We start from the raw sequence: 22,236 nt of genomic DNA, 5'->3' as shown, positions 1-22,236 counted from the left end.
AAACCGGGCTTGGGATCAGAGTATGGGATCAATATCTATGTATCTGGGATTGAGAGGCAGGTTGGGCGCAAACCTGTCTCGTACGAAGCTACTCAAGGTGTTCCTAGCTCCGGCCCTTCCAGAGCGCCTGGTAATGGCTTCTTGATGCCAGTCCGGTTACGCTGATGTGCACTCGGGAGGTGGCACGATGAGTCAGTACCTTTTAAGTTTTGCAAGGCAGAACATTGAGGGGCGTACTGATGCTTACCTAGTGTATGTACCAGGCTAACCAAAGCAAGGGCCGCTACTCCGATCACATCAAATCACACATCACTACGGTGTCTTATCTTCGACAGCGTGCGTGGAAGACCTTTGAGCAGCTTATCGCTTAAGACCACGTGTCCTGAGGTCTGGCTCACTGTTAGTAGTTAATTGATTATCCGTGAAGCTCCGGCTCCAGGGTGCGATCATTCAGACAGCGCCTTTTTATGGGACGTATACCTATAGGCGACTCAGTGGTGGGGGAACGAACTGTGATGGACGACTCTTGCAGTTTTGGCGAGTTGGCAGCTCACTTGGATCACCTGACAGACACTAATCCTGGTGAAGCATTGAGGCAAGCCAGAGCGTTGAGTCTTGAAGGGGCGAATCGCCTCAACATGATGCAGTTGCGCGCGGCTACGTTGGTCAATGCTGGAGTGCAATGCCAGCAGCAGGATGCGATCAATGATGGACTCACTCTCTACCGTGAACTCCATAGCCATTACCCCACACCGGATACCGTCTTCAACCTAGGCACTGCGATAGTCAGTTCAATTGGCTATTCACCCGATGGGGCCGAGTGGTTGGTTCATAAGGAAAGCACCAAGCATCTCCGCTCGGAGGCTAGGGCATGCTTTTGGAGTGTGGCTCAAGATGCTGAAGCGGGCGCGTCCGCGCGAACTCAGAGCTGGACGAATCTCGCCAATCAGTTCGCAGACAGCCAGCGCTTGAGCGAGTCTCACGATGCACGACTTGCTGCCTTAGCCCTAGATCAAAAAAACGGCGTTGCTGCTCACGGAGCAGCTAGGTACCTGATTTACTGCTACCAAATGGGCCTTTGTTCGGATCTGGCGATACTAGAAGCCGCAGCACATGCCAAGGTGGCACGGGATAACCGAGATCGAATCATTGAGTACGCTGGGCTACAGGCAGCAGATGGAATGCTTAGCTTCCTCAATCGTTTCCAAGAGCCGCCGCCGAGGGCGCCGCATAACGACCCTTTCGTTTCCTGGGTTGAGGAGGAGCGGCTGACTCTCGGCCCGACCGTTGAGCTTGTAGATCCCGAAATGGGCAAGCTTGATTGGTTACGATTGCCGGGCATTCTGGAGCGAGAGACTGGAAAAGGGGCAACGCCACCGCCGATATTTGCGATGTTCAACCAGATGAAGGGTGACTTCATACTTGCTCGCGACCTCGCTTGGCGTTCTCGGGATGAAGCAGGGTGGCCTTCTTCGGGGTGCTTCGATGACACCTTGGATTACGCCGTATATGGCCCAGCCACGTCTGCACTGATACTTGCTCACCGCACCGCCATAGACCTCCTAGATAAAGTCGCTGCTGCAGCGAATCACTACTTCGAGCTCGGTCTGAAACCGCATGAGATTTTCTTTGGAAAGATCTGGCGCCTACGGACAAAAAAAGAAGGTCAGAGCCCATTGACTTCCGAGGTCGAATCCATTGTTCGTAGTGGTGTGCGCGCCCTTTACGGCTTGGTTGAACTGGCAGATGACTATGAGGCCCGAGGTGGCATTCTGCGCCCCTTGAAAAACCTCCGTAATGTCGGCACGCATCGCTTCGTGGTCTTGCATGATTTAGGCGATATTACCCAGTGCAGAAAGGCTGCCGAAGTCGAACATCACGACTTTGATCGATTCGCTGCAACGGTCACGGAGGCGCTTCGCGTCGCTAGGTCGGCCATTCAGATGCTTGCCCTGGCAGTCAGTGAGCACGAAGAATTGTTGATAGAGTCGAAGGATGTGATTAGCACCCTTGAGGTGTTTGATCATGAATGGATTCGAGGGCGGGATGATGTGTAGTGGTCTAATGAAACCGGACACCCATTTAGGCGAGAATGCTCGCCATATCGAGGTGTCAGATGACCAAACAACGCCGTGTCTTTACCTCTGAGTTCAAGCGAGTGGCCGCATGCCTAGTGCTAAGGCTACAGCCATAGTGAAGCTGCCTGTTCGCTTGGGCTGGTTGAGTCGGCCTTGCGTCCTTGTGGGCCATCGGGCTTTTCCTGCAAGCAAGTCTGAGGATTCAGGTGCTTCAGGATAATTAAATTGTAAGAATCTACTAAGGGTGAAATGAAATGGCTGGCAGCAGTTTTTTTGCGTTGTTGGATGATATTGCGGCCTTGTTAGATGACATCTCTTTAATGAGTAAGGTCGCTGCAAAAAAATCGGCCAGCGTCCTGAGTGACGATTTGGCCGTAAATGCTGAGCAAGTAACCGGCATGAAAGCAGATCGTGAACTCCCTGTGGTCTGGGCAGTGTTCAAAGGATCACTCGTTAATAAAGCGATTTTAGTGCCATGTGCGCTGTTACTTAGTGCTTTTTTGCCTTGGTCAGTAAAGTGGCTGCTAATGGCAGGAGGTATCTACCTGTGCTACGAGGGATTCGAAGCCATCAAGGAGAAGCTGTTTCGAGGCAGTCATGAGCTCGATACTAGCGATACTAAGTCCGCTCCTAAAACTAAGGAGGAATTGGCTGCTTACGAAAGGCGTAAAATTAAGGGGGCAATCCGGACGGATTTTATATTGAGCGCGGAAATTACGATTATAACTTTGAATGTTGTATCGTCTGCCCCTTTGCTTCAGCAGATAGTCACGCTAATTATTATTTCAGTGGCTATGACTGTTGGTGTTTATGGTCTGGTTGCAGGAATTGTAAGGCTGGATGATGCTGGTCTCGCTTTACTCAAGTCTAAGTCTAAAGGCAGCATCGGGGCGGTTTTGAGAAAAATTGGTAGCATGTTGGTAGCGTCAGCCCCAGTTCTCATGAAGGCACTGTCGTGGATTGGAACTATCGCGATGTTCCTAGTTGGCGGCACTTTTGTGGCAGAGGGTATTCATCCAGTCGAGCAGTTTATTGAAACTATCGTGAGCACGCTTGGAGGATGGGGGGCTGTCGCTAAGATGGGAGCATATGGTGTGGTTGGGGCTCTATCTGGAATGATCGCCGCAGTTGCGATGGGCGCGATTTCGCGGGTTGCGGAAGCAGCCAAGAAAGATTAATGCCTCAGGCCGTTTTATAGCATGTCCGCCAATTTATTGAAAATCCACTGGATGCGCTGACGCTGGAGGGGGATCTCCTCCTGCTCGGCTCTTGGTTCGTTCAGGATGGAATGAGCCCGTGTTGTGCAGAATCCGGCGATGCACAAGCCTAATTAGTGCGGTTACCGAACAGCTCGTTGATCGAATGACCGAGCCAAGATCGTATGTCCTTCGCAATGCCACCTCGTCGCCAGATGACACCCTCGCATGGGTGAAGATCGTCGACAAAAACCGCCTCCGCTCGCCATTGCCGAGTTCAGACCAAATTCTTGGCTGCCCTTGTGCATCAGGAGCCGCCAGCCGGTCGAGGAGATACTCCTCCAGGCTATGCAGACGTTGCTGGCCATCAATCAAAATTTCACTGTTTTCGGCCAATGCCCTGCCATCGCTTAGCGACTCGTACCAGTCATTCGAGAGGTAACTCCCCAGATCCCCGCCTGACCACACTGCAGAGATGAAACGAGGCTTCTGACCCAGGTTCCACTCCAGCCCACGGGCCCAAGTTGGGACGGGCATGCTCATAACGAATCGGGCAGCCCACGGAAAGTGCTCATGAGCGGAGGCGGGGTCTACCAGATACTCTTCCCAGTGGCCCACTAAGACATCGAGTGGATAATGACTGACGGTAGTTGGCAGAAACCGCTGTGGTATCTGGATGTGCATGTCTGATGTTCCGACGTCGGCGTAGCGTTGAAAAAAGGAAGTCATGGTTTTCCTGGGTAGCTCAGGTGGGCTGAAGTATTCGGGGGCAGTACGGGTTTGTCTCCAAGTGTCCACCGTTTCGATGATCAAAAGATCTCGTTCGATGGATATGCGCTGCCAAGCGTGGTCGAAAAGTTCGACGCGTTCTTCGCTGGAGATAAGCGCTTGCTCCGAATTTGCCTGAGCTCCATTGGCTATGAGTTCAATACTAGGGAAGTGATCGCCAATGCCATCGGGCGCTTGCTGCTACAGCGAGCCAGGGCTGAGACTTTTAGATTCAAGCCCTTGATCGTCATTCTCGACGAAGCCCACAACTTTCTTGGCAAGACTCTTGGCAATGAGGACGATGTCCAGAATCTCGATGCTTTCGAGCTAATTGCTAAAGAAGGGCGAAAATACGGCTTGAACATATGCTTGGCCACGCAGCGGCCCAGAGATATTACTGAAGGGGTGCTGAGCCAGATGGGGACGCTACTCGTTCACCGGTTGACGAATGATCGAGACCGGGAGGTCGTGGAGCGCGCGTGTGGGGAGCTTGATAGATGGGCGGCCGCCTTTCTACCGAACCTCAAACAAGGTGAAGTTGCCATGGTTGGCGTTGATTTTCCTATACCTGTCACGATCCAGATCGGAAGGCCCAGTCAGCCGCCGATTTCGGATGGGCCGAGCTTTCAGGGTCTTTGGGGTTAGATAGTCATTCAATTTGGTGCGGCAGTCCATGACGTGCAGGCGCAGGGGTTGCAGCTTTTCGAGTGTCGCGTTGGACAGCATCTATCTACTCCTTTTTGAGTCATTGGTAGTAGCTAGGGCCGCGCAGATTAATGTGATCTTCGGGCAGTTATGGCTGGTTGTGCTGGGGCAGCGGCAGCCGCTCTTCACCGTGCTGTTTGCTCAGGCACAGGATACCCAAGCAGGCACGGAAACCGTGCTTCGGATAGATTCTGCGTTCGAGGATGTAGGCATACTTCAATCTGCTCGGCCAGATATCGGTAACTGAGGTTGGTATCCAGCTCGTAGCGATGCGTCTTGGTGAAGCGGCTGTGCAGGTTGTCTGACACTAGAAGCTGCGCTGTTCTGCCGAAAAAGCGAAGCAACGGGCGTACGAGCCCTGCTAGTCAGGCAATTTTTGCGACAAGGTGGCCTCGGCGAAGGTGTAGCTGGGGGCACCCAGGACTGCAACGAAGATTTGAGCTTACCGGATCTCGCCTGCTCACCGGTCGATGAACGGTACGGTTTGGTCGACGCAATCGACGAACAGCTTTACCCCGGTTCGGTGCTCCTGATTCATGACCACATCGATCTTGGCGCCCAGAGAAGGAAGTGCTCGCAGAACCCGCTTCATTGGAAACCTTGTGGGTGGGTTAGTCGATATTCCTGCCAGAACAAAGTCAAAGTCACGCCAGGGCGCTCAACTCGGCGTGAGCCCTACCCAATCGGGCATCGGGCGCTAATCGTTGGGCACAGTCGATGGCGGTGGAAAAGGCACCGTTCGAGTTCAGCGTCTGATAACGATGTCGGCTAGGTCAGCCCGCAAGCGTTGAAACGAAGCAAGTAATTGCCGGCACTGTCGCTGCTGATGAGCCTGCTGGTAAAATTTTTTCGTACGGACAGGCGGGCGTCGCACTTTAAGCATAATACCTCTCGGCTTTAACGCACGAATAACCCTCCCCACGACGTGCTTTTCGCTCCGATAAAAAAAGTCGCTGGTAGTGAATACTCCTGCGTTGCTGCCTGCTTGAGCGAGGGATGGGTCAGTAGGCGATTTTTGTCCAAGTACTCGGGGGCTCGCTGTCCAAGTGTTCATGGAGTGAGTGCTCAAGTGCGCTCAAACTGCGCAAAGCTGTCAATAACTGATCAATGTTTCAGACGGTCAATATATGAGTAATGCTGAAGTGTCATTATATGGGTGTTGTTATTAAACAATGTATTAAAATTGCTAGTTATACCTGTTGTTGATTTTCGGTGCGAAATATTCTAACTAAAAATGAGGTTGGTTGTTGCTTTGAGCATGGTATTTCTTTATCGTTCTCGACATGAACTTGGTGAATGTACGAACAAGTAATAAGTTGAAGGTTTGCCCGGTGTTGTTTTCGCGTAATGGTGATATTTCGGAGCTGCCAAGTCATTACTTGAAGTCTAAGGCAGAAACTAATAAGCATCCTCTTGCTGTTATTTTGTTGTATGCTGATCATATTAAAATTTTCTGTGAGTATCTTGAAGGTTTAGAGATATATTCTGGTCGCAGTGTTGATGATATTTTATGTGGAATTTCTCGTTCTGTTATAAGTACTTACCTTGTTCAGCTTGTTGGTCAGGGCTATGAGCGCACCTATATTAGATTGCGTGAAACAATAATAAGTGGGCTTTTCGCGTGGTTGGCTTCTTCTGAAAGCGGGTATGCAAGAAAGAGTAGTGGCTTTGAGAACAAAAAGCTTGACACCCCAAAGCCAAAGAGAAAACGTCCTAGGTATGTTACGCAGGATCAGCTTTGCAAGCTCCTGAAAGGCATGTATTGGGAGTCTCAGCGCTGTGCAGTGCATGCCTTGTATGACATGGGGCTGCGTGTTTCTGAACTAATTAGAATTACCAAAGATGACATTGACGAACTAGAAAATGTACCTTCAGATTTAGCCTACTTGCCACTTACTGTGCAAGGTAGTAAGGGGCCGGCGGGTGAGATAAAAGAGCGTACGGTAATAATTACTCGAGCGATGTATTCTAGGATCAAAAAGTATCATAGTTCTCCGCAATATAGGTTTTCTTTCTACAGTAAAAATAAGCCGGCTTTTTTAAATACATTTGGTAAGCCATTAACCGTTAAAGGGCTACAAAAGTGTATAGCAGATGCTGCGAAGAGAGTTGGTTTTAAATTGAGGGAGATAAGCCCGCATCGCTTAAGACATGGTACGGCGCTTACATTCCTTACCGGGGAACTTGGGGATGATCATGTTCAGAAGTTGATACTTATCAAGGAGCAGTTTGGCCATGAAAGGCTCTCGACGACCAATATATACGCAGGCGTGTCACCGCATTTGTTTGTCAATGAGTTAGGTTTAAGGTACGTGAAGCCAAGATTTATCGAGGCAAAGAAAGTTTACGATTTGACTTATCTATCACGCAGTAAAGAGAAAAAATGAACAATGTCTTATTCTATTTTTAGTCACGATCTACCGAAGGCTTCATGTGAAAATCCTTTAGCGGAGGTTGCCGCAGTTTTTGACGCAAGTATTGCTAGGTACACCAATCAGAGCACCATACTTACCTATAAAGGTGCGAAAAGACTGGTGTTGGATTTTATTGCCTCAGATCCAAGGTTTGCGAAGAAGATTATCAGAGTTGGGCATGAGTTTGATCAGTATTTTTTGGTGCACCTCAAAAATCACATGGATTATCAACCCTACTCATCATCATACCGGGCTTCAGTCTTGTCGGCTGTGCGAGGCGTGCTTTCGTATGCGGTTGTAAACTCATTTTACGGCTATCTAAGCTTTCTAGATATTATTCTTGATCCAACTTCAAGGGAAACCAACGCTCGGAATTCGTTCTCCGAGAACGAGTTCAGAAATTTTGATAATGCGCTTGATCAAGAAATTGCGTATGTCGAAAGCAAACTGATGCCGGGGTACAAGCCGACTGGATTAGGTGTGCCGCCTGAGTTTAATGGTCACGGTTTCGTTCCTGGTTGGAGTGATGATGAAAATAATATGCGGTGGTGGTTTGAAAATAAACTCGATTGCATGCCTTTTGTTAATTCTAAAACAATGAGTTTCGCTCAGAAAAAATTTTATTTTGCGGCGCTGAAGCATGGCGGTACAAGAAATTTATTTCAGCGATGGGGAGTGCCTCTGGGGCTGGATGGTTTCGTGATTATGCCGTTCTTGTTCAAGCTTGTTACATGGACAGGTTTGAACTCAACTCCTGCTCAATCCCTCAAGACTACAGACTATATTAGAAATCATCCCCTAACCGGTAAACCGTGTATTTACTATTGGAAGAACAGAGGGCAAGGCGATACTGATCTTCATATACCTCTACTAGTAAACACTTTGGGTCAAAGTGACGTAGATAGGAAAGATGTAATGCCTCTTGAGGACAAGCAGTCAAACTACGTTGAAAAAATATGGGATCGTATACTGGACATTACCAAGACCATACGGCTTGAAGTGGCTGGAGGGGACGACTATCTTTTCATCTATAAGCCTTATTATGGGCCTGCTAGTGGCGAACTGAGGAATCTTCTCCAGCCTAATAAGTTGATTTCTGATTGGTGTCGTTACATGGTAGATAAATACAATCTTGTTGACGATCATGGGAAACCACTTGACATAAATATCTCACGGTTACGCCCATCGTTGGTATCTAGGTTGCTTGGCGCAGGAGTTGATGTGTCGGTGATTCAGGCAATTCTTGGACATGGCGATATTATCACCACCATGCGTTATATTGATAAGCATAATTTTGCCCCCAAGGCTCGGAAAGAAATATATAAATGCCTTTCTGATATTCGGAAGAACCGAGAAGAACAAATTACGAATCCTAAGCCTATTGCAACGCAAACCAGCAGTGATCCTGCTATTATTTTTACAACTGCAACAGCGTTATGTCTTGACGTGTATAACCCGCCGGCTCGTATAAAAAAGGCGGTCGGCTGGGTCGAAGGGCAGTCGTGTACTTATTTCAATATGTGCCTCCGTTGTTCAAAGGTGGTTATTTTAGAGGAACACCTACCCAGGCTTTTTGCAATTCAGCGTGGATATAAATATGCACTTGAAAACGGCGCCGGAGCCACTACTCATCGGTCTGTACTCATGCAAAATCTCAGTATTCTAGATGGGATTTTGGGCGATAACAGTGATTTTGCTCAGGAACTGTTGAATAGCGCAGAGCAGCAGTCCTTGAGTATGGAAGTTTACATGGATCCTTTTTTGGTGAGGGGTAAGTATGAAAGAAAATGAACTAGAATGGCTCTTTGATTTAGTAAAAAAAGGCTCTTGTAGTCGGTTAGCCGGATTTGTGAAAATTTCGGCACTATCTCAAGCGAGAGACGCGGTATGGGATTTTACCCAAGACGTATTGGATCGCGCACGGTCGATTGATGAAACCCGTCTCAACGTGGATTGGGGTAACTGGAAAATCAGTCCAAAGATAGTAGAAGAACTCCAGACAATATTTCTTTTTTATACTAAGGTTCCGGTCTGGTTTGGCGGCAGTAGGAATGTTAAGCCGCAGACTGTAGTCCCCAAAGTACGGGCTGCATGTGGTTTTTTGGAACAGTTGTTGAAAGATGAAAATCTTTACGATTTTGATATCTCGCTTGCAGATATTGTTATCGAAGATTGCGAGAAGTGCCTAGCTCAATATCCAGGTGCTCAAAGAACTTTGAAGGCGTCTCTTAAGTTGATTTTTAGCGCTGCTGCTGGGAAATTAATAGGAAGGGATATGCAGATTGATGCTAAAACGAACCTGCGTCTAAAAGCTGCTTTCTCTGGGGCGGGAGGCGTTGAAAGTTCAAAAAAAACAACTTATCGCTGGTTGTCTGATCAGCAATTTTCTGAGGCTAGTTATTCATCGCTTGCGAGAGTTCAAGATTTTCTGAAGCGCATGAATTTACCTGTTCTTGATAACAGTGTTTATGACTATTCGCCTCCAAAAAATATTACGAAATTTGACTTTCGTTATATTTTTGAGTTGTATACGCAATTTAGGGTTTCATATGTAAGCGGAGTTCGGGATCGAGGGATCGAAGATAAGTTAGAATCCATGGGCACTAAGGTAAAGGTCATCGCCGATTATTTGAAGGAGGTCAACATGGCATCCCAATGTGTAATTGGGCTGTATGTTGGTGGCAGATTTTCAGAATTGGCCAGTCTCAAGTATGGCTGCCGAGAAATTAAAGATGGAATTCCTGTCGTGAGTGGTCGTGTATATAAGACTAAGTCGGCTCATGATATAAGTGATGACACATGGGTGGCTATAGATGTAGTTTTGGATGCGGTTGAGGCTCTTGAGGCCATGTCGCCGATAAAAGGAAGTGAGTATCTTTTTTCGCCAAATAATCTGATTGTGGGGGCTCCTTCGAACGATGATTCCAAGAGGTTTAAAGGGTACTCGTATTCAGGGTTTCATGTCGCTATGAAACGATATTTTAAAATCGTAAATCGTGACGGACTGTTTGACGAATGGATATTTAACTCTCATCAGTTCAAACATTCGCTAACTCGTCAAATGGTCAAGGCTCATCTTGGTATGCCATATATTAGCTTTCAATTGAAGCATATGTATGATGAGGTTCAGCGTCTTCCCAGTGAAGTCACTATGGCATATGGGAATAGTGCTTCATTGCTTCAGTCACAAATGGCCGGGTTCTTTATATCCGAGTTCAAGCGGGAGAAAGTCGTTCAGATTTTTTCGCCTCGTTCCCCGATTTCTGGTGGCGGAGCCGCAGTTTTTTCTGAGCGCAGGGACGTGTATTTTGAAGGTATGATGAGTGCAGGCTATTCAAATGAGGAGATCATTGATGAACTTGGTAGGTTAACCAACGCAGTGTTTGTAAACGTCGGACTAGGTTATTGTACGGGACGGAAAACAGACCCAGGAGGGGCTAAAGATGTGCCATGCATTGGTCAGCTACGTTGTAATCCTAACAAATGCAAAAATGCTGTGATCACCGAAGAGCATATTCCAGCATGGCAAGCGGTTAAGGCTGACAATGTCAGGATGATGGAGGATCCTCGTTTTTTCTATGGGAAAGAACAGTTTGAAACAGCAATCGCAGAAGCTGAGAAGGTAATTACGAATTTTAGGAAAAAACAAAATTGAAGAAACTAGCATTCGAGGCTAAGAATTCCCAAGATTTTGAGGCGATAACAATTGCAATAACCTCTGCTTTAGTGAAAATCGAGAAAGATCCCAAACTCTCGTCAACGCAAGCTTGTCTTGCTAAGCTTTCTAAAGTTCACCGCAATACCATAATGAATCGTGCTAAAGATAACAAAACACTTGAGGGTGGGCTCGGGTGGCCGCTGTCAGAGCTCGAAAGAATCAAGAGCCAGAGGGCCGCCGAGACTCTGAGCACTGCCGCTCTTATCAAGAGTGATAAAGAGCTTATTACGGAACTACAGAACCAGTTGCAGGGAGCCCGGGTGAGGGCGGGGCATTGGTTCCATCGCACGCTCGACCTGAAGCGTGACATTCATGATCTGAAAATCATGATCGAGCGGCATGAAACCCGTATCAGGTTGATAACGGATGAGAATAATCGCCTAAGGAGTTTGAAAGTTATAAAGTAACTTCACAATCCCTCTTTTCCACACCTACTCATCAAGCAGTGAGTAGCTGAGTACAGGCTAGGCTCCTAGTATAAAAATGCGCTAATGAGGCATAGGATGGGTAGGCATGCTGTATTTCATTCATTATCAGCGTTCGATGTACCCATCTTTGTTGAGTCCTCAGTCTCCCCAGCGATAATCCGCTTCCAGTGATATTTGACCATCGTGGACGACAGCCCTAACTTTTGGGTGATCTGTGCCTGATATACACCGGTAGCCCTAAGGTTCCTGGCAGCATTCGGGTTTCAGTGTTCGTAGTCTTTCCATTTGAGCGCTGTACTTAGACGCCGTCCGCAATTTGATTTCCCCATAACTCCAGGCCTCCGTCGACCTCCAAGGTTTGGAAGAGCTCACAATCACGTTGCGCTGTGGCGGCGGGAGATCTGGCCTTGCATATTCGCTTCATTGTGGGGGCGATCTGGCCAGGTGAGCTCGCATTGTGCAAAAAAAGCTGATGCACAAGCATCAATCTACCTTGCGGGCCAAGGCCCATCAGGTACTGTGCATCTTAGTGGTGGTTAAAATGTGCTGTCCGCCGAAATCATTGCCATCACCTTGGGGATCGTGTCCGAGTCGCCGTTGATACAGCAAGTGGTGGTGTTGTCGGGGATCGCCATTGTGATGACAATCGGCGTGTATGGCGTGGTGGGTGGCATCGTCAAGCTCGATGATGGCGGCCTGTACCTGAGCCGCAAGACCGGTGACGGGGCATGGCCGCGTTTTCAGCGCAGCTTTGGCCGTGGCGTGTTGAGCGCCGCACCTTACATGATGAAAAGCCTGACGGTGATCGGCACGGCTGCGATGTTTATGGTCGGCGGCGGGATCTTGACCCACGGCGTGCCCGCGCTTCATCACTGGGTCGAAGGCGTGGCGCAAAACAGCGCGCAATGGCTGGGCGTGGTATCGGCCATTGTGCCGACCTTGCTCAACGCCGTGGGCGGCATCATCGCCGGGGCGCTGGTGTTGGCTGTGGTCACAGGCGTGAGCAAGGTATGGCGCGCAGTCAAAGGCTAAGCCGTCATGCCGCCGGGGGGCGCGGCGACGTGCTGTTTTGCAGCAGGCGATAACCCAGCACGGCGAACAGCAACATGCCGCCCCCGGCTGCCAGTGACACGGTAAACCCGGTCTGGGCGCCGTAAGCGTCGATTACCCAGCCGCCGACCACTGCGCCGAGGGCAACCCCCATGCCCAGGCCGGTAATCATCCAGGTCAGGCCTTCGGTCAGTTTGGCGGGCGGGACGATATTTTCCACCAACCCCATAGCGGTAATCAGGGTCGGGGCGAAAAACAGCCCGGCAAACAGCATTCCGACGGCCAGTGTGGTGATGCTGTCGACCCACATCAGCGGCACCATCGTGATCGCGGTGGCCAGTGCGCCCAGCACAAACAGCTTGGGCAGCGGCATGTTCAATTTGAGCGTACCGAACACCAACCCGGCCACGCACGATCCCAGGGCATATACCGAGAGCACGATGCTTGCAGCGGCGGGTTGGCCCTGGTGCTGGGCAAAGGCGACGCTAACCACATCCACAGTGCCCACAATCGTCCCCAGGCCCAGCAGGGCCATCAGCAAAATAAGCACGGCACCCTGCTGCAAGACGCTGCCGCCGTGCTCGTTGCTGCGCGGGTGTACCGGTGGTTCGGTTTTGCGTTGCAGCACAAACGCGGTGACACCGATTGCCAGCAGGATGGCTGCCACCAGCGGCCCGGCCTGCGGAAACAGCGCCACGCTGAGGCCCACGGAAATTGGCGGGCCGATGATAAAACTCACTTCATCGAGCACAGACTCGAACGAGAACGCGGTGTGCAATTTGGGGGAGCCGCGATACAGCTCGGTCCAGCGTGCCCGCACCATCGCTGGCATGCTGGGAATGCAGCCCGACAGTGCGGCAAAAACAAACAGCGTCCAGTCCGGCGCGCCGAAGTGGCTGCACAGCAGCAAGCCCAGCAATGCGCTGACGCCAATGACGGTGACGCCCGGTAGTACGCGGCTCTGGCCGTAGCGGTCGACCCAGCGCGAGATTTGCGGCGCCAGCAGGGCCATGGCCAGGGCAAAGGTTGCGGCCACGGCGCCTGCCAACCAGTACGAGCCGTGCAATTGTGCCAGCATGGTGATGATGCCGATGCCTACCATGGAAATTGGCATCCGTGCGATCAGGCCCGCGCCGCTGAAAGCCTTGGTGCCGGGGGCGCTGAAAATCTCGCGATAAGGGTTAGCCATACAAGCTCCGCAACAAAAGGTGGACCGCAGTCTGTAGCCGCTGCCGCAGGCTGCGATGGGTTGCGAAGCGACCTCGTTGTTGAAGGTCCTTCGGCCCTTATCGCAGCCTGCGGCAGCGCCCACATACGCGGCGTATGTAGAAATATACGCATACGCGGCGTATGTCAATTAACATACGTCGTGTATCTCAAAATAAAGGTGGCAGGCATGGCGCCCAAAGCGCGGTCGCAAATGATCGAAGAAACCCGTGGCAAGCTGCTTGAGGCTGCTCGGCTGGCCTTCGGTTCGGTGGGTTACGCCCAGACTTCGATGGACGAGTTGACGGCCTCGGTGGGCTTGACCCGTGGTGCGCTGTATCACCACTTTGGTGACAAGAAGGGGTTGTTTCAGGCGGTGGCCCAGCAGATCGATGCCGAACTGGACGCGCAGTTGGCGCAGGTTCTTGAGCAGGCCGAGAGCCAGTGGCAAGGGTTTCGGGATCAGTGCCGGTTGTATCTGGAAATGGCCCTGGAAATTGAAGTGCAGCGCATTCTGTTGCGTGATGCGCCCTCGGTACTGGGCTCGCAATACGTACAGAACACCCAATCGGTGTGCTGCTTGTCGATGGCGTCAATGCTGCAAGGCTTGATGGACACCCAGGTGATTCAACGCACCGATCCCGAGGCGCTGGCGCGTCTGATTCAGGGTGGTTTGATGGATGCGTCGTTCTGGATTGCCGAGGCTGACAACCCGCCACAGCGTCTGGCGGCTGCGCTGGACAGCCTGGACCTGATGCTGCGGGGTTTGCTGCAAGTGCCTCAGGCGCGATAACGCGGCTGAGGCCGGTGCATCAGAAGTGGTACTTGACCAACAGGCTCGCGGTGTCCTGGTTGGTCTTGAATGAACCGCTGTCTTCGATGCCGTACTTGTTTTTCCAGTAGTCGTATTCCACGCCGACATACAACTGTTTGGCGCCCCAGCTCAAGGCCTTGCCCAGGTCGTATTTGATCTGCGGATTGAAGTGCAGGTTGGCATGGTAGGTGCCACGGGCGTTCTGGTCATTGTCGACCACCCAGTCCATGTAGCCGTCGATCAGCACATCGGAGTTGCCCAGGGGCAGGGTGTAGGCCCACACCGGGGTAATCTGCCATACGCCTTTGCCTGCACGATTACCTTCCGGGAAGCGCTGGTAGAAGTTCAACTGGAAGTAGTCAAAGCCCGGCACGTTCAGGTCGAAACCCGGGCCGATCAGGTAGGCCTCGGTGTCGCCTTCGCCAAACTCGTAGGTCATGGCCAGCAACACGTCTTTGATCGGGCCAAACTCAAACTTCTGATCGAAAATCTTGCCGAACGACAACCGTGGGGTGAATTCACCGTAATAGGTGTTCGGGCCAACGTTGCCGTCTTCTTTGCCGTTGTAAAAAATGCGGTCGAGGAAGAAGAAGTTATCACCGTACTTCCAACTGTCAGCATGCTCGAAGGTGACGGTCTGCTGAATCTTTGGATTGACTTGAAAGTCCTTGCCGTACAAGTAAGTCAGGCTGTTGGTTTGCCATTGCAACAGGTCGCCGGCGACTGCCGCAGGACCGCCCAACATGCTCCCCGCAAGCATCAGGCTGGTAAGTGTGCGCTTCATTCGGTTAGCTCCAAAAAAGTAAAAAGTTGTGCAGTAGTCAGAACGTGGCGCTCTGTGATGGCGCCTTGATCCGTGCTTTAAAACAGTCAGTAAACCTTTGATTTAAAGGTATAAAGCTGGCTCTGAAGTCAGCTTTAAAACAGTACTGGCGCTTGAGCGGGCGCGGAGAATACTGGCTCAGGCGTCTGCACTCAAGCGCTCTGTTAACGCTCAAGGCGAGCATGAACAGTGGGTGCACAAACATTTAACTTAGAAGTGGACTTTGATCAGGGCGCTGGCGGTGTTCTGGTTGGTGTCCAGACGGCTGCTGCTGTCGATGCCGTACTTGTCCTTCCAATAACTGTATTCAATCCCGACATACAGCTGTTTTTCACCCAGATTCAGGGCTTTGCCCAGGTCATATTTGATCTGCGGATTGAAGTGCAGATTGGCGTGGTAAGTGCCGCGTGAGTTCTGGTCGTTGTCGACCACCCAGTCCATGTAACCGTCGATCAGCAGGTTGGAGCGTCCCATCGGGATTGTGTAGGAAAACGACGGAGTGATCTGCCAGACCCCTGTTCCAGGGCGCGGGCCTTCGGTATGTCGACGGTAGAAGTTCAGGGTGAAGTAGTTAAACCCCGGCACCGCCAGATCAAACCCCGGGCCGATCAAGTACGCCTCGCTGTCGCCTTCGCCGTACTCGTAGGTCATGGCCAGCAGGACGTCCTTGATCGGGCCGTACTCAAGTTTTTGGTCGAAGATTTTTCCGAACGACAGGCGCGGGCTGAACTCACCATAGTAGGTGTGTGGGCCTTTGTTGGGGTCATCCTTGCCGTTGTAGAAAATGCGATCGACAAACAGAAAGTTGTCGCCGTACTTCCACTTGTCGGCATGTTCGAAAGTGACGGTTTGCTGGATAGAAGGGTTGATCTCGAAATTTTTGCCGTAGAGGTAAGTCAGGCTGTTGGTTTGCCACAAAAACAGATCTCCGGCCATTGCCTGACCGGCAGCCAAAATCCCACCCGCGAGCGTGACGCCCCAGTGTTTGCAGTTCATGGGTAACTCCCTTTTTATTATTGTGTTGTTTCAGAAGCTGGTGAATCTGTGGGCGCGAGCTTGCTCGCGATGGCATCAATGCGGTCGTTCAGATTTACCGCATCGTTTGCATCGCGAGCAGGGGCTCAGTCAGCTTCAATGCTGATGCACATGCCCGCTCATGGCCGTGCGTCCGGCGCCACCCAGTACATTGAACATCAGGTTCAGGCACACCGCGCTGACGGCGGCCATGGCGATGCCGCTGTGGGTGATGGGTCCCATCCACAGTGGCAGGTGGGCGAAGAACTCGGGGCGCACCACCGGGATCAGGCCCATGCCGATACTGACGGCCACCAGCAACTGATTGCGGCGGTCGGCGATATCGGCTTCCTGCAGGATTTTGATTCCAGTTGCCGCAACCATGCCGAACATGGCGATGGCTGCGCCGCCCAATACCGCCGGTGGAATCGAGGCCACCAGGTACGCCGCCTTGGGCAGCAGGCTCAGGGTGATCAGAAACACGCCCGCCATGATCGTCACCGAGCGGCAACGCACGCCGGTCATCTGTACCAGACCAATGTTTTGAGCGAAGGAGGAGTGGGTAAATGTGTTGAAAAAGCCGGCGAGGAACGACGCCCCGGCATCACACAACAGGCCGCGACGCAGCATGCGTGGGGTGACTTCCTGGCCGGTGATTTTGCCCAGCGCCAGGAACATCCCGGTGGATTCGACAAAAATGATGACTACCACCAGACACATGGAAAGGATCGGCGCCAAGTGGAACTCCGGCATGCCGAAGTGCAGCGGCGTAACAATCTGGAACCAGGGCGCGTTGTCGATGCCGGACAGGTCAACCATACCAATGGCGCCGGACAGCACGTAGCCCAAAGCCATACCGATCAGCACCGAGATATTGACCCAGAAACCGCGCATAAAACGGTTGATCAGCAAGATGGTGCCCAGCACCAATGCTGCGATAGCCAGGTACACCGGCGAACCGAACTGTGCAGCAGCACTGCCACCACCGGCCCAGTTAACCGCGACGGGGAATAGTGACAGGCCAATCGAAGTGATCACGGTGCCGGTGACCAAGGGTGGAAAAAAACGCACCACCTTGGACATGAACGGCGCAATGATCATCCCGAAAAAGCCTGCGGCAATAGTCGCGCCGAAAATCCCGGTCATACCGATACCCGGCATCCCGGCCATCGCCACCATGCTGCCAACGGCTGCAAAACTGGCGCCCATCATCACCGGCATGCGAATACCCATGGGGCCGATACCCATCGACTGCACGATAGTGGCGACCCCGGCGACCAGCAGGTCGGCGTTGATCAGAAAGGCGATCTCTTCGCGACTCAAACCAGCGGCCTGTCCGATGATCAACGGTACGGCAACGGCGCCGCCGTACATCAGCAGTACATGCTGCAAACCGACCAGAATCAATTGCAACAAGGGTAGCCGCGCCAAGGGGGGCGGGGCTGATATGGCGGGTATGCGCGGTTCGGTTAAATCGGACATGCAACACCTCGGTCATTTTTATTGTAGTGGTGTGTTCCTGTGGTCGCAGCAGTGCTGCGACCACATAGCCTGTGCGTCAGTTGGTTTGGGCTCCGGTGTTGATCCAGGCACCGATCAGGTCGCGTTCCTGTTGCGTCATTTGGGTGATATTGCCCAGCGGCATGATCTGGCTGGCGACGGCCTGGGCCTGAATGCGCGGGGCCATCAGCTTGATCTGTTGCGCGGTATCGAACATCACGCCAGCGGGCGCTGCGCTGAACAGCGGACTGCTGGGCGTGGCTGAGTGACAGACTGTGCAGCGTTCCTGGATCACCACATGGACTTTCTCGAAGTCGATACTGGCCACTGGCGCTGCCGGGGCGGCGGGTGCGGTTACCGGGGCTGGAGCATCTGCGGCTCTGACTCCGCCCAGGGCGGTTTCCGGAAGCGGTTGGTACTTGATGACCTTGGCGGTTTCAGGAGCAGTCGACACCGGTTTTGGGCCTGTGACGTAAGCCAGGCAGATCATGCCCAGTGCTGCGACCGGCAAGGTCCAGGCATATTTGTGGCTATTGTGGCGGGTGTTGAAGTAGTGACGAACCAACACCGCCAACACCGCAATCCCGGCCAGGATCAGCCAGTTGTATTGGCTGCCATAGGTGCTCGGGAAGTGGTTGCTGATCATGATGAACAGCACCGGCAAGGTGAAGTAGTTGTTGTGACGTGAACGCAGCAGGCCTTTGGCCGGCAGTGCCGGATCGGGGCTGCGGCCTTCCTTGATGGCAGCTACCAGAGCGCGTTGCGCGGGCATGATGGTGCGGAACACGTTACCGACCATGATGGTGCCGATAATGGCGCCCACATGCAGGTACGCACCGCGCCCGCTGAACACCTTGCTCAGGCCGAACGCTGCTGCAACCAGCAACACAAACAGGACGAAACCGAGCAACGCCGGGCGTTTGCCCAAGGCGGAGTCGCATAGAAAGTCGTAAACAAACCAGCCGGCAATCAATGAACCGATACCGATGGCAACTGCTTCGGGACCGCTCAGGCTGCTGCCGGGAGCGATCAGGTACAGCGCGGGGTTGAAGTAGAACACCAGGCAGAGCAGGGCGATGCCTGACATCCAGGTGAAATAGGCTTCCCACTTAAACCAGTGCAGGTTTTCCGGCATGGTGGGTGGGGCCAGCTTGTATTTTTCGAGGTGGTAAATACCGCCGCCGTGAATGGCCCAAAGGTCGCCCGCCAGGCCTTCCTTGGGGTTGGCTCGGTTGAGGTTGTTCTCCAGCCAGACGAAATAAAACGATGCGCCGATCCAGGCCACACCGGTAATCATATGAATCCAGCGCACGCTCAGATTCAGCCATTCCATTAGATGTGCTTCCACAGTCTTTACCTCTGCCCGCTACCCTGCGTGAGTAGACGGACCTTCTCTTATTGGTGGGGGGCGAGGATCAACAGCTCATCCTCTTTCAAGAAATGCTCATCGCAGTTATTGCCTGTGCCACTGCGATCAACCACCAGGAAGTCATCCCGCTTTTCGATCGTCAGCACCGGATGGTGCCAAACGCCGCGATGGTAATTAATGCCCTGCCTGCCATTACTGACAAAGGCACGGACCAGACCTGATACAGGTTCATCGCCAAGTGGCGCGACCACGATCAGAAAGGGGTTGCCGAGCAGCGGTATAAAAGCCTGGCTGCCCAGCGGATGGCGCTCCAGCATGCGGACGGTAAACGGCATATCCTGCGCGTCTGCGCGGAAAATACTGATGATCGCCTTGTCTTCTGGCGTAGCCGTTTCGACCTCGGCCAGACGGTGAAAGCGCATGGTCGAACCGTTATTGATCATGAAGTGGTCGCTGCCATCGGTTTCAATCACATCACCGAAAGGGGCGAAGGCTTCTTTGGTCAGCGGTTCAATCATCAATGTGCGCATGGTGGTCTTCTTATTCGGGTTTCTGTGGTGTCAGTTTTGTCGCTATCGCGGGCAAGCCCGCTCCCACATGTGCGATGCAATTCCCTGTGGGAGCAGGCTTGCCTGCGATCGGGGTCAGCGCTTATTTGGCGACTTTACCCAATACGCGCAGGCGGCTTACACCACCGTCCGGGAACAGATTCAGGCGAATGTGGGTGATTGGACCGAGGTCTTTGAGTTGCTCGCTGTAGGTGTGTTCAGCGTGCATTTCCATTTTTTGGCTCGGCAGCAATTCACGCCAGAACAGCGACTGGGTTTCGATCTGGTTGTCAGTACCGCCCTTGACGAACGCGCCCTGGATCGAGCAGCTGTCCGGGTAGTTGCCCTTGAAGTGCAGGGTGTCGATGGTGATTTCTTCGATCAGGCCAGCATGCCCCAGAGCCACGATGACCCAGTCATTACCTGGCGTACGACGACGCGCGGTTTCCCAGCCGTCGCCCATGTTGATGCCACGGCCCGGGTTGAGGATGTTGCTCATGCGGCCGAAGTGTTCATCGGAGCAGGCGAGGGCACGGCCACCGTTGAGGGCTGAAGCCAGATCGACCTGTTCGTTGTCGCCCACTGCCGACCAGTCGCGGAACGGCACGCCGTAAACGCGCAGACGTGCTACGCCGCCATCCGGGTAGATATTGAAGCGCAAGTGGCTGAACGCCTGGTCATTGCTGATCTCGTGGTAGTGGTGGCTGTTGCCTTGCAGCTCGACAGCCGACAGCACTTCAACCCATTTAGTGTCTTCGCCCGGTTCGCCCGAGGCCAGGAAACAGGCCTCAAGGGAGGCAGACGGCGGGAAGTTGCCGGTGAAGAATGAAGTGTCGATGTCCACGCCCTTGATCGAGCCCGGAACGCCAAGACGGATGACTGCACTGTCATAGCCTTCGAAGCGCTTGCGGCGGGACTCCCAGCCGTCCATCCACTTGCCGTTGTCATCGAAAACGCCCTCCTTCCATACGGCCGGGGTCGGCTGGAACATGCGGTTGGCGTCAGCGAACCAGTCATCGGTTACCGAAACGATTTTGGTGCCCAGGCGGGCATCGGCCAGGTTGACGAACTTCTCGAAAGGTACGGCGTAAGCTTTCATTCTTCTTGTCTGCCTTTAATTAAGTGGCTGGAGATGCGTCATCGGCAAGTGCCGGTTCGGCTTAGAGCTGGAGCAATCGGAACAGGGCAATTTTGTTGATTTCTGCCAACGCGCATTTGAACTCGACGTCTGCCGGGTTGTGGATACGTGTCTCGAACGCGGCGAGGATCTGGTGCCGGTCGCTGCCTTTTACCGCCATGATGAAGGGAAACTTGAACTTGGCTTTGTAGGCGTCGTTCAGCTCGGTGAAGCGTTGGAACTCATCGCTCGTGCATTGGTGAATACCGGCGCCAGCCTGTTCATGGGTACTGGCTTCGGTAAGTTGGCCCTGGACGGCTGCTTTGCCTGCCAGGTCCGGGTGAGCGTTGATCAATGCCAGCTGGCTGGCGTGATCGGCGCTCAACAAAATGTCACTCATACGCTGGTGCAGGGCCTCGATGGCGTCGACGCTGCTGTCCAGGCCCAGGTCGAAGGCTTTTGCAGCAACCCAGGGCGAGTGTTCGTAAATATCGGCAAAGGCCGCCACGAACGCTTCACGACTCAGGGTTGAAGGCTTGAGGGTCTTGAAGGTGCTCATTTGGCAGTCTCTGCAACATAAGGATGGGTGGCGTGCCAGTGGCGGGCGATGTCCACGCGGCGGGTGAACCAGACGTGCTCGTGCCCCTTGGCGTATTCAATAAAACGCTTGAGGGCGGCGAGACGCGCAGGGCGGCCAATGAGGCGGCAATGCAGGCCGATCGATAGCATCTTCGGCGACTCTGCGCCTTCGGCGTACAGCACATCGAAAGCATCCTTGAGGTACTGGAAAAACTGCTCGCCGGTGTTGAAACCCTGCACCTGGGTGAAGCGCATGTCATTGGTGTCCAGGGTGTACGGGATCACCAGATGCGGTTTGCCGGTAGGGTTGTTCGGTTCCCAGTAGGGCAGGTCGTCGTCATAGGTGTCCGAGTCGTACAGAAAGCCGCCTTCTTCCATCACCAAACGCCGGGTATTGGGGCCGGTGCGGCCGGTGTACCAGCCCAGCGGGCGTTCGCCGCTGATTTCGGTGAGGATGCGGATCGCTTCGAGCATATGCTCACGCTCGAGGGCTTCATCCATGTACTGGTAGTCAATCCAGCGATAACCGTGGCTGCAAATCTCATGCCCGGCGTCAACCATGGCGCGGATCACATCCGGGTGGCGCTGGGCGGCCATGGCGACGGCAAATACGGTGAGCGGGATATCGAATTCTCGAAACAGCTTGAGTACTCGCCAAACGCCTGCGCGGCTGCCGTACTCGTAAAGGGATTCCATGCTCATGTTGCGCTCGCCTTGCAGCGGCTGCGCCGAAACCATTTCCGAAAGGAAGGCTTCTGACTCCTTGTCACCGTGGAGAATGTTGCGCTCGCCGCCTTCTTCGTAGTTGAGTACAAAAGACAGGGCGATGCGGGCGTTGTCCGGCCAATGCGGGTGCGGAGGGTTTGGACCGTAACCAATCAGGTCGCGTGGGTAGTCAGCGCTCACTAC

General features: G+C 52.9%; 18 protein-coding genes and 2 pseudogenes. 9 read left to right on the top strand and 11 right to left on the bottom strand.

All coding sequences use genetic code 11. The features are described from left to right. Positions 1 to 515 precede the first annotated feature (515 nt). Positions 516 to 2,057: an LA2681 family HEPN domain-containing protein gene (locus tag N7D90_RS15800; protein ID WP_261742460.1), complete on the top strand. Its 1,542-nt coding sequence runs from the start codon at positions 516 to 518 to the stop codon at positions 2,055 to 2,057. Between the two features lie 275 nt (positions 2,058 to 2,332). After that, complete coding sequence (locus N7D90_RS15795) at positions 2,333 to 3,256, top strand: DUF808 domain-containing protein (protein WP_261738885.1); 924 nt, start codon at positions 2,333 to 2,335, stop codon at positions 3,254 to 3,256. Between the two features lie 33 nt (positions 3,257 to 3,289). Here N7D90_RS15795 and N7D90_RS15790 read toward each other — a convergent pair whose 3' ends face one another. Further along, a complete protein-coding gene (locus tag N7D90_RS15790; protein ID WP_261738884.1) occupies positions 3,290 to 4,003 on the bottom strand; it encodes a hypothetical protein in 714 nt (237 codons plus the stop codon). A 51-nt stretch (positions 4,004 to 4,054) separates the two neighbouring features. Between N7D90_RS15790 and N7D90_RS15785 the strand changes: the two genes are divergently transcribed. Continuing rightward, positions 4,055 to 4,687 carry an ATP-binding protein gene (locus N7D90_RS15785; protein WP_261738883.1) on the top strand — a complete coding sequence of 211 codons (633 nt, stop codon included), beginning with the start codon at positions 4,055 to 4,057 and terminating at the stop codon, positions 4,685 to 4,687. A 197-nt stretch (positions 4,688 to 4,884) separates the two neighbouring features. Here N7D90_RS15785 and N7D90_RS15780 read toward each other — a convergent pair. After that, positions 4,885 to 5,608: pseudogene (locus tag N7D90_RS15780) on the bottom strand (IS21 family transposase); the annotation flags it as partial. A gap of 422 nt (positions 5,609 to 6,030) precedes the next feature. On the opposite strand from N7D90_RS15780, the gene N7D90_RS15775 reads away from it, so the two are divergent. The 5 genes and pseudogenes from N7D90_RS15775 to N7D90_RS15755 form a co-directional block, all read left to right on the top strand. After that, entirely contained in the window at positions 6,031 to 7,134 is a 1,104-nt protein-coding gene (locus N7D90_RS15775) for a tyrosine-type recombinase/integrase (protein WP_261738882.1), read from the top strand. Positions 7,135 to 7,137: 3 nt separating this feature from the next. Beyond that, entirely contained in the window at positions 7,138 to 8,952 is a 1,815-nt protein-coding gene (locus N7D90_RS15770; RefSeq protein ID WP_261738881.1) for a site-specific integrase, read from the top strand. Beyond that, positions 8,939 to 10,816 carry a hypothetical protein gene (locus N7D90_RS15765; protein ID WP_261738880.1) on the top strand — a complete coding sequence of 626 codons (1,878 nt, stop codon included), beginning with the start codon at positions 8,939 to 8,941 and terminating at the stop codon, positions 10,814 to 10,816. The genes N7D90_RS15770 and N7D90_RS15765 overlap by 14 nt, the downstream gene beginning before the upstream one ends. After that, on the top strand, positions 10,813 to 11,286 hold the full coding sequence (locus tag N7D90_RS15760) for a hypothetical protein (RefSeq protein ID WP_261738879.1): 474 nt from the start codon (positions 10,813 to 10,815) through the stop codon (positions 11,284 to 11,286). The genes N7D90_RS15765 and N7D90_RS15760 overlap by 4 nt, the downstream gene beginning before the upstream one ends. A 564-nt stretch (positions 11,287 to 11,850) precedes the next feature. Beyond that, positions 11,851 to 12,339, top strand: a pseudogene (locus N7D90_RS15755) (DUF808 family protein); the annotation flags it as partial. A 4-nt stretch (positions 12,340 to 12,343) separates the two neighbouring features. Here the strand turns inward: N7D90_RS15755 and N7D90_RS15750 are convergent. Next, positions 12,344 to 13,546 (bottom strand): MFS transporter, encoded by a 1,203-nt coding sequence (locus N7D90_RS15750; RefSeq protein ID WP_261738878.1) that lies wholly within the window; start codon positions 13,544 to 13,546, stop codon positions 12,344 to 12,346. Positions 13,547 to 13,753: 207 nt separating this feature from the next. On the opposite strand from N7D90_RS15750, the gene N7D90_RS15745 reads away from it, so the two are divergent. Further along, positions 13,754 to 14,356 (top strand): TetR/AcrR family transcriptional regulator, encoded by a 603-nt coding sequence (locus N7D90_RS15745; RefSeq protein ID WP_261738877.1) that lies wholly within the window; start codon positions 13,754 to 13,756, stop codon positions 14,354 to 14,356. Positions 14,357 to 14,375: 19 nt separating this feature from the next. Here the strand turns inward: N7D90_RS15745 and N7D90_RS15740 are convergent, their stop codons facing one another. From N7D90_RS15740 to puuE, 8 genes are all read right to left on the bottom strand, one after another. After that, on the bottom strand, positions 14,376 to 15,161 hold the full coding sequence (locus N7D90_RS15740; RefSeq protein WP_261738876.1) for an outer membrane protein OmpK: 786 nt from the start codon (positions 15,159 to 15,161) through the stop codon (positions 14,376 to 14,378). Positions 15,162 to 15,410: 249 nt separating this feature from the next. After that, on the bottom strand, positions 15,411 to 16,196 hold the full coding sequence (locus N7D90_RS15735) for an outer membrane protein OmpK (RefSeq protein ID WP_261738875.1): 786 nt from the start codon (positions 16,194 to 16,196) through the stop codon (positions 15,411 to 15,413). A 135-nt stretch (positions 16,197 to 16,331) separates the two neighbouring features. Beyond that, positions 16,332 to 17,696 (bottom strand): nucleobase:cation symporter-2 family protein, encoded by a 1,365-nt coding sequence (locus tag N7D90_RS15730; protein ID WP_261738874.1) that lies wholly within the window; start codon positions 17,694 to 17,696, stop codon positions 16,332 to 16,334. A gap of 76 nt (positions 17,697 to 17,772) precedes the next feature. Continuing rightward, on the bottom strand, positions 17,773 to 19,062 hold the full coding sequence (locus N7D90_RS15725) for a urate hydroxylase PuuD (protein WP_261738873.1): 1,290 nt from the start codon (positions 19,060 to 19,062) through the stop codon (positions 17,773 to 17,775). Positions 19,063 to 19,109: 47 nt separating this feature from the next. Beyond that, complete coding sequence (locus N7D90_RS15720; protein WP_261738872.1) at positions 19,110 to 19,613, bottom strand: ureidoglycolate lyase; 504 nt, start codon at positions 19,611 to 19,613, stop codon at positions 19,110 to 19,112. 121 nt (positions 19,614 to 19,734) lie between these two features. Next, a complete protein-coding gene (gene alc, locus N7D90_RS15715; protein ID WP_261738871.1) occupies positions 19,735 to 20,730 on the bottom strand; it encodes an allantoicase in 996 nt (331 codons plus the stop codon). A gap of 61 nt (positions 20,731 to 20,791) precedes the next feature. Next, entirely contained in the window at positions 20,792 to 21,307 is a 516-nt protein-coding gene (gene uraD / locus N7D90_RS15710) for a 2-oxo-4-hydroxy-4-carboxy-5-ureidoimidazoline decarboxylase (protein WP_261738870.1), read from the bottom strand. Beyond that, complete coding sequence (gene puuE / locus N7D90_RS15705; protein ID WP_261738869.1) at positions 21,304 to 22,233, bottom strand: allantoinase PuuE; 930 nt, start codon at positions 22,231 to 22,233, stop codon at positions 21,304 to 21,306. Before puuE ends, uraD begins: the two co-directional genes overlap by 4 nt. Between the last annotated feature and the right edge of the window lie 3 nt (positions 22,234 to 22,236).

This window comes from Pseudomonas fragi, assembly GCF_025426255.1.
In the GTDB taxonomy this organism is placed as follows: Bacteria; Pseudomonadota; Gammaproteobacteria; order Pseudomonadales; family Pseudomonadaceae; genus Aquipseudomonas; species Aquipseudomonas kulmbachensis.
The sequence above is the reverse complement of the archived record's forward strand: the minus strand, read 5'-3'. Positions and strand labels throughout refer to the sequence as shown.

Excerpts from the sequence above, each read along its gene's own strand:
- N7D90_RS15800 (WP_261742460.1), top strand. The coding sequence starts at position 516 with ATGGACGACTCTTGCAGTTTTGGCGAGTTGGCAGCTCACTTGGATCAC.
- N7D90_RS15795 (WP_261738885.1), top strand. The coding sequence starts at position 2,333 with ATGGCTGGCAGCAGTTTTTTTGCGTTGTTGGATGATATTGCGGCCTTG.
- N7D90_RS15790 (WP_261738884.1), bottom strand. The coding sequence starts at position 4,003 with ATGACTTCCTTTTTTCAACGCTACGCCGACGTCGGAACATCAGACATG.
- N7D90_RS15775 (WP_261738882.1), top strand. The coding sequence starts at position 6,031 with ATGAACTTGGTGAATGTACGAACAAGTAATAAGTTGAAGGTTTGCCCG.
- N7D90_RS15770 (WP_261738881.1), top strand. The coding sequence starts at position 7,138 with ATGTCTTATTCTATTTTTAGTCACGATCTACCGAAGGCTTCATGTGAA.
- N7D90_RS15765 (WP_261738880.1), top strand. The coding sequence starts at position 8,939 with ATGAAAGAAAATGAACTAGAATGGCTCTTTGATTTAGTAAAAAAAGGC.
- N7D90_RS15750 (WP_261738878.1), bottom strand. The coding sequence starts at position 13,546 with ATGGCTAACCCTTATCGCGAGATTTTCAGCGCCCCCGGCACCAAGGCT.
- N7D90_RS15745 (WP_261738877.1), top strand. The coding sequence starts at position 13,754 with ATGGCGCCCAAAGCGCGGTCGCAAATGATCGAAGAAACCCGTGGCAAG.
- N7D90_RS15740 (WP_261738876.1), bottom strand. The coding sequence starts at position 15,161 with ATGAAGCGCACACTTACCAGCCTGATGCTTGCGGGGAGCATGTTGGGC.
- N7D90_RS15735 (WP_261738875.1), bottom strand. The coding sequence starts at position 16,196 with ATGAACTGCAAACACTGGGGCGTCACGCTCGCGGGTGGGATTTTGGCT.
- N7D90_RS15730 (WP_261738874.1), bottom strand. The coding sequence starts at position 17,696 with ATGTCCGATTTAACCGAACCGCGCATACCCGCCATATCAGCCCCGCCC.
- N7D90_RS15720 (WP_261738872.1), bottom strand. The coding sequence starts at position 19,613 with ATGCGCACATTGATGATTGAACCGCTGACCAAAGAAGCCTTCGCCCCT.
- alc (WP_261738871.1), bottom strand. The coding sequence starts at position 20,730 with ATGAAAGCTTACGCCGTACCTTTCGAGAAGTTCGTCAACCTGGCCGAT.
- uraD (WP_261738870.1), bottom strand. The coding sequence starts at position 21,307 with ATGAGCACCTTCAAGACCCTCAAGCCTTCAACCCTGAGTCGTGAAGCG.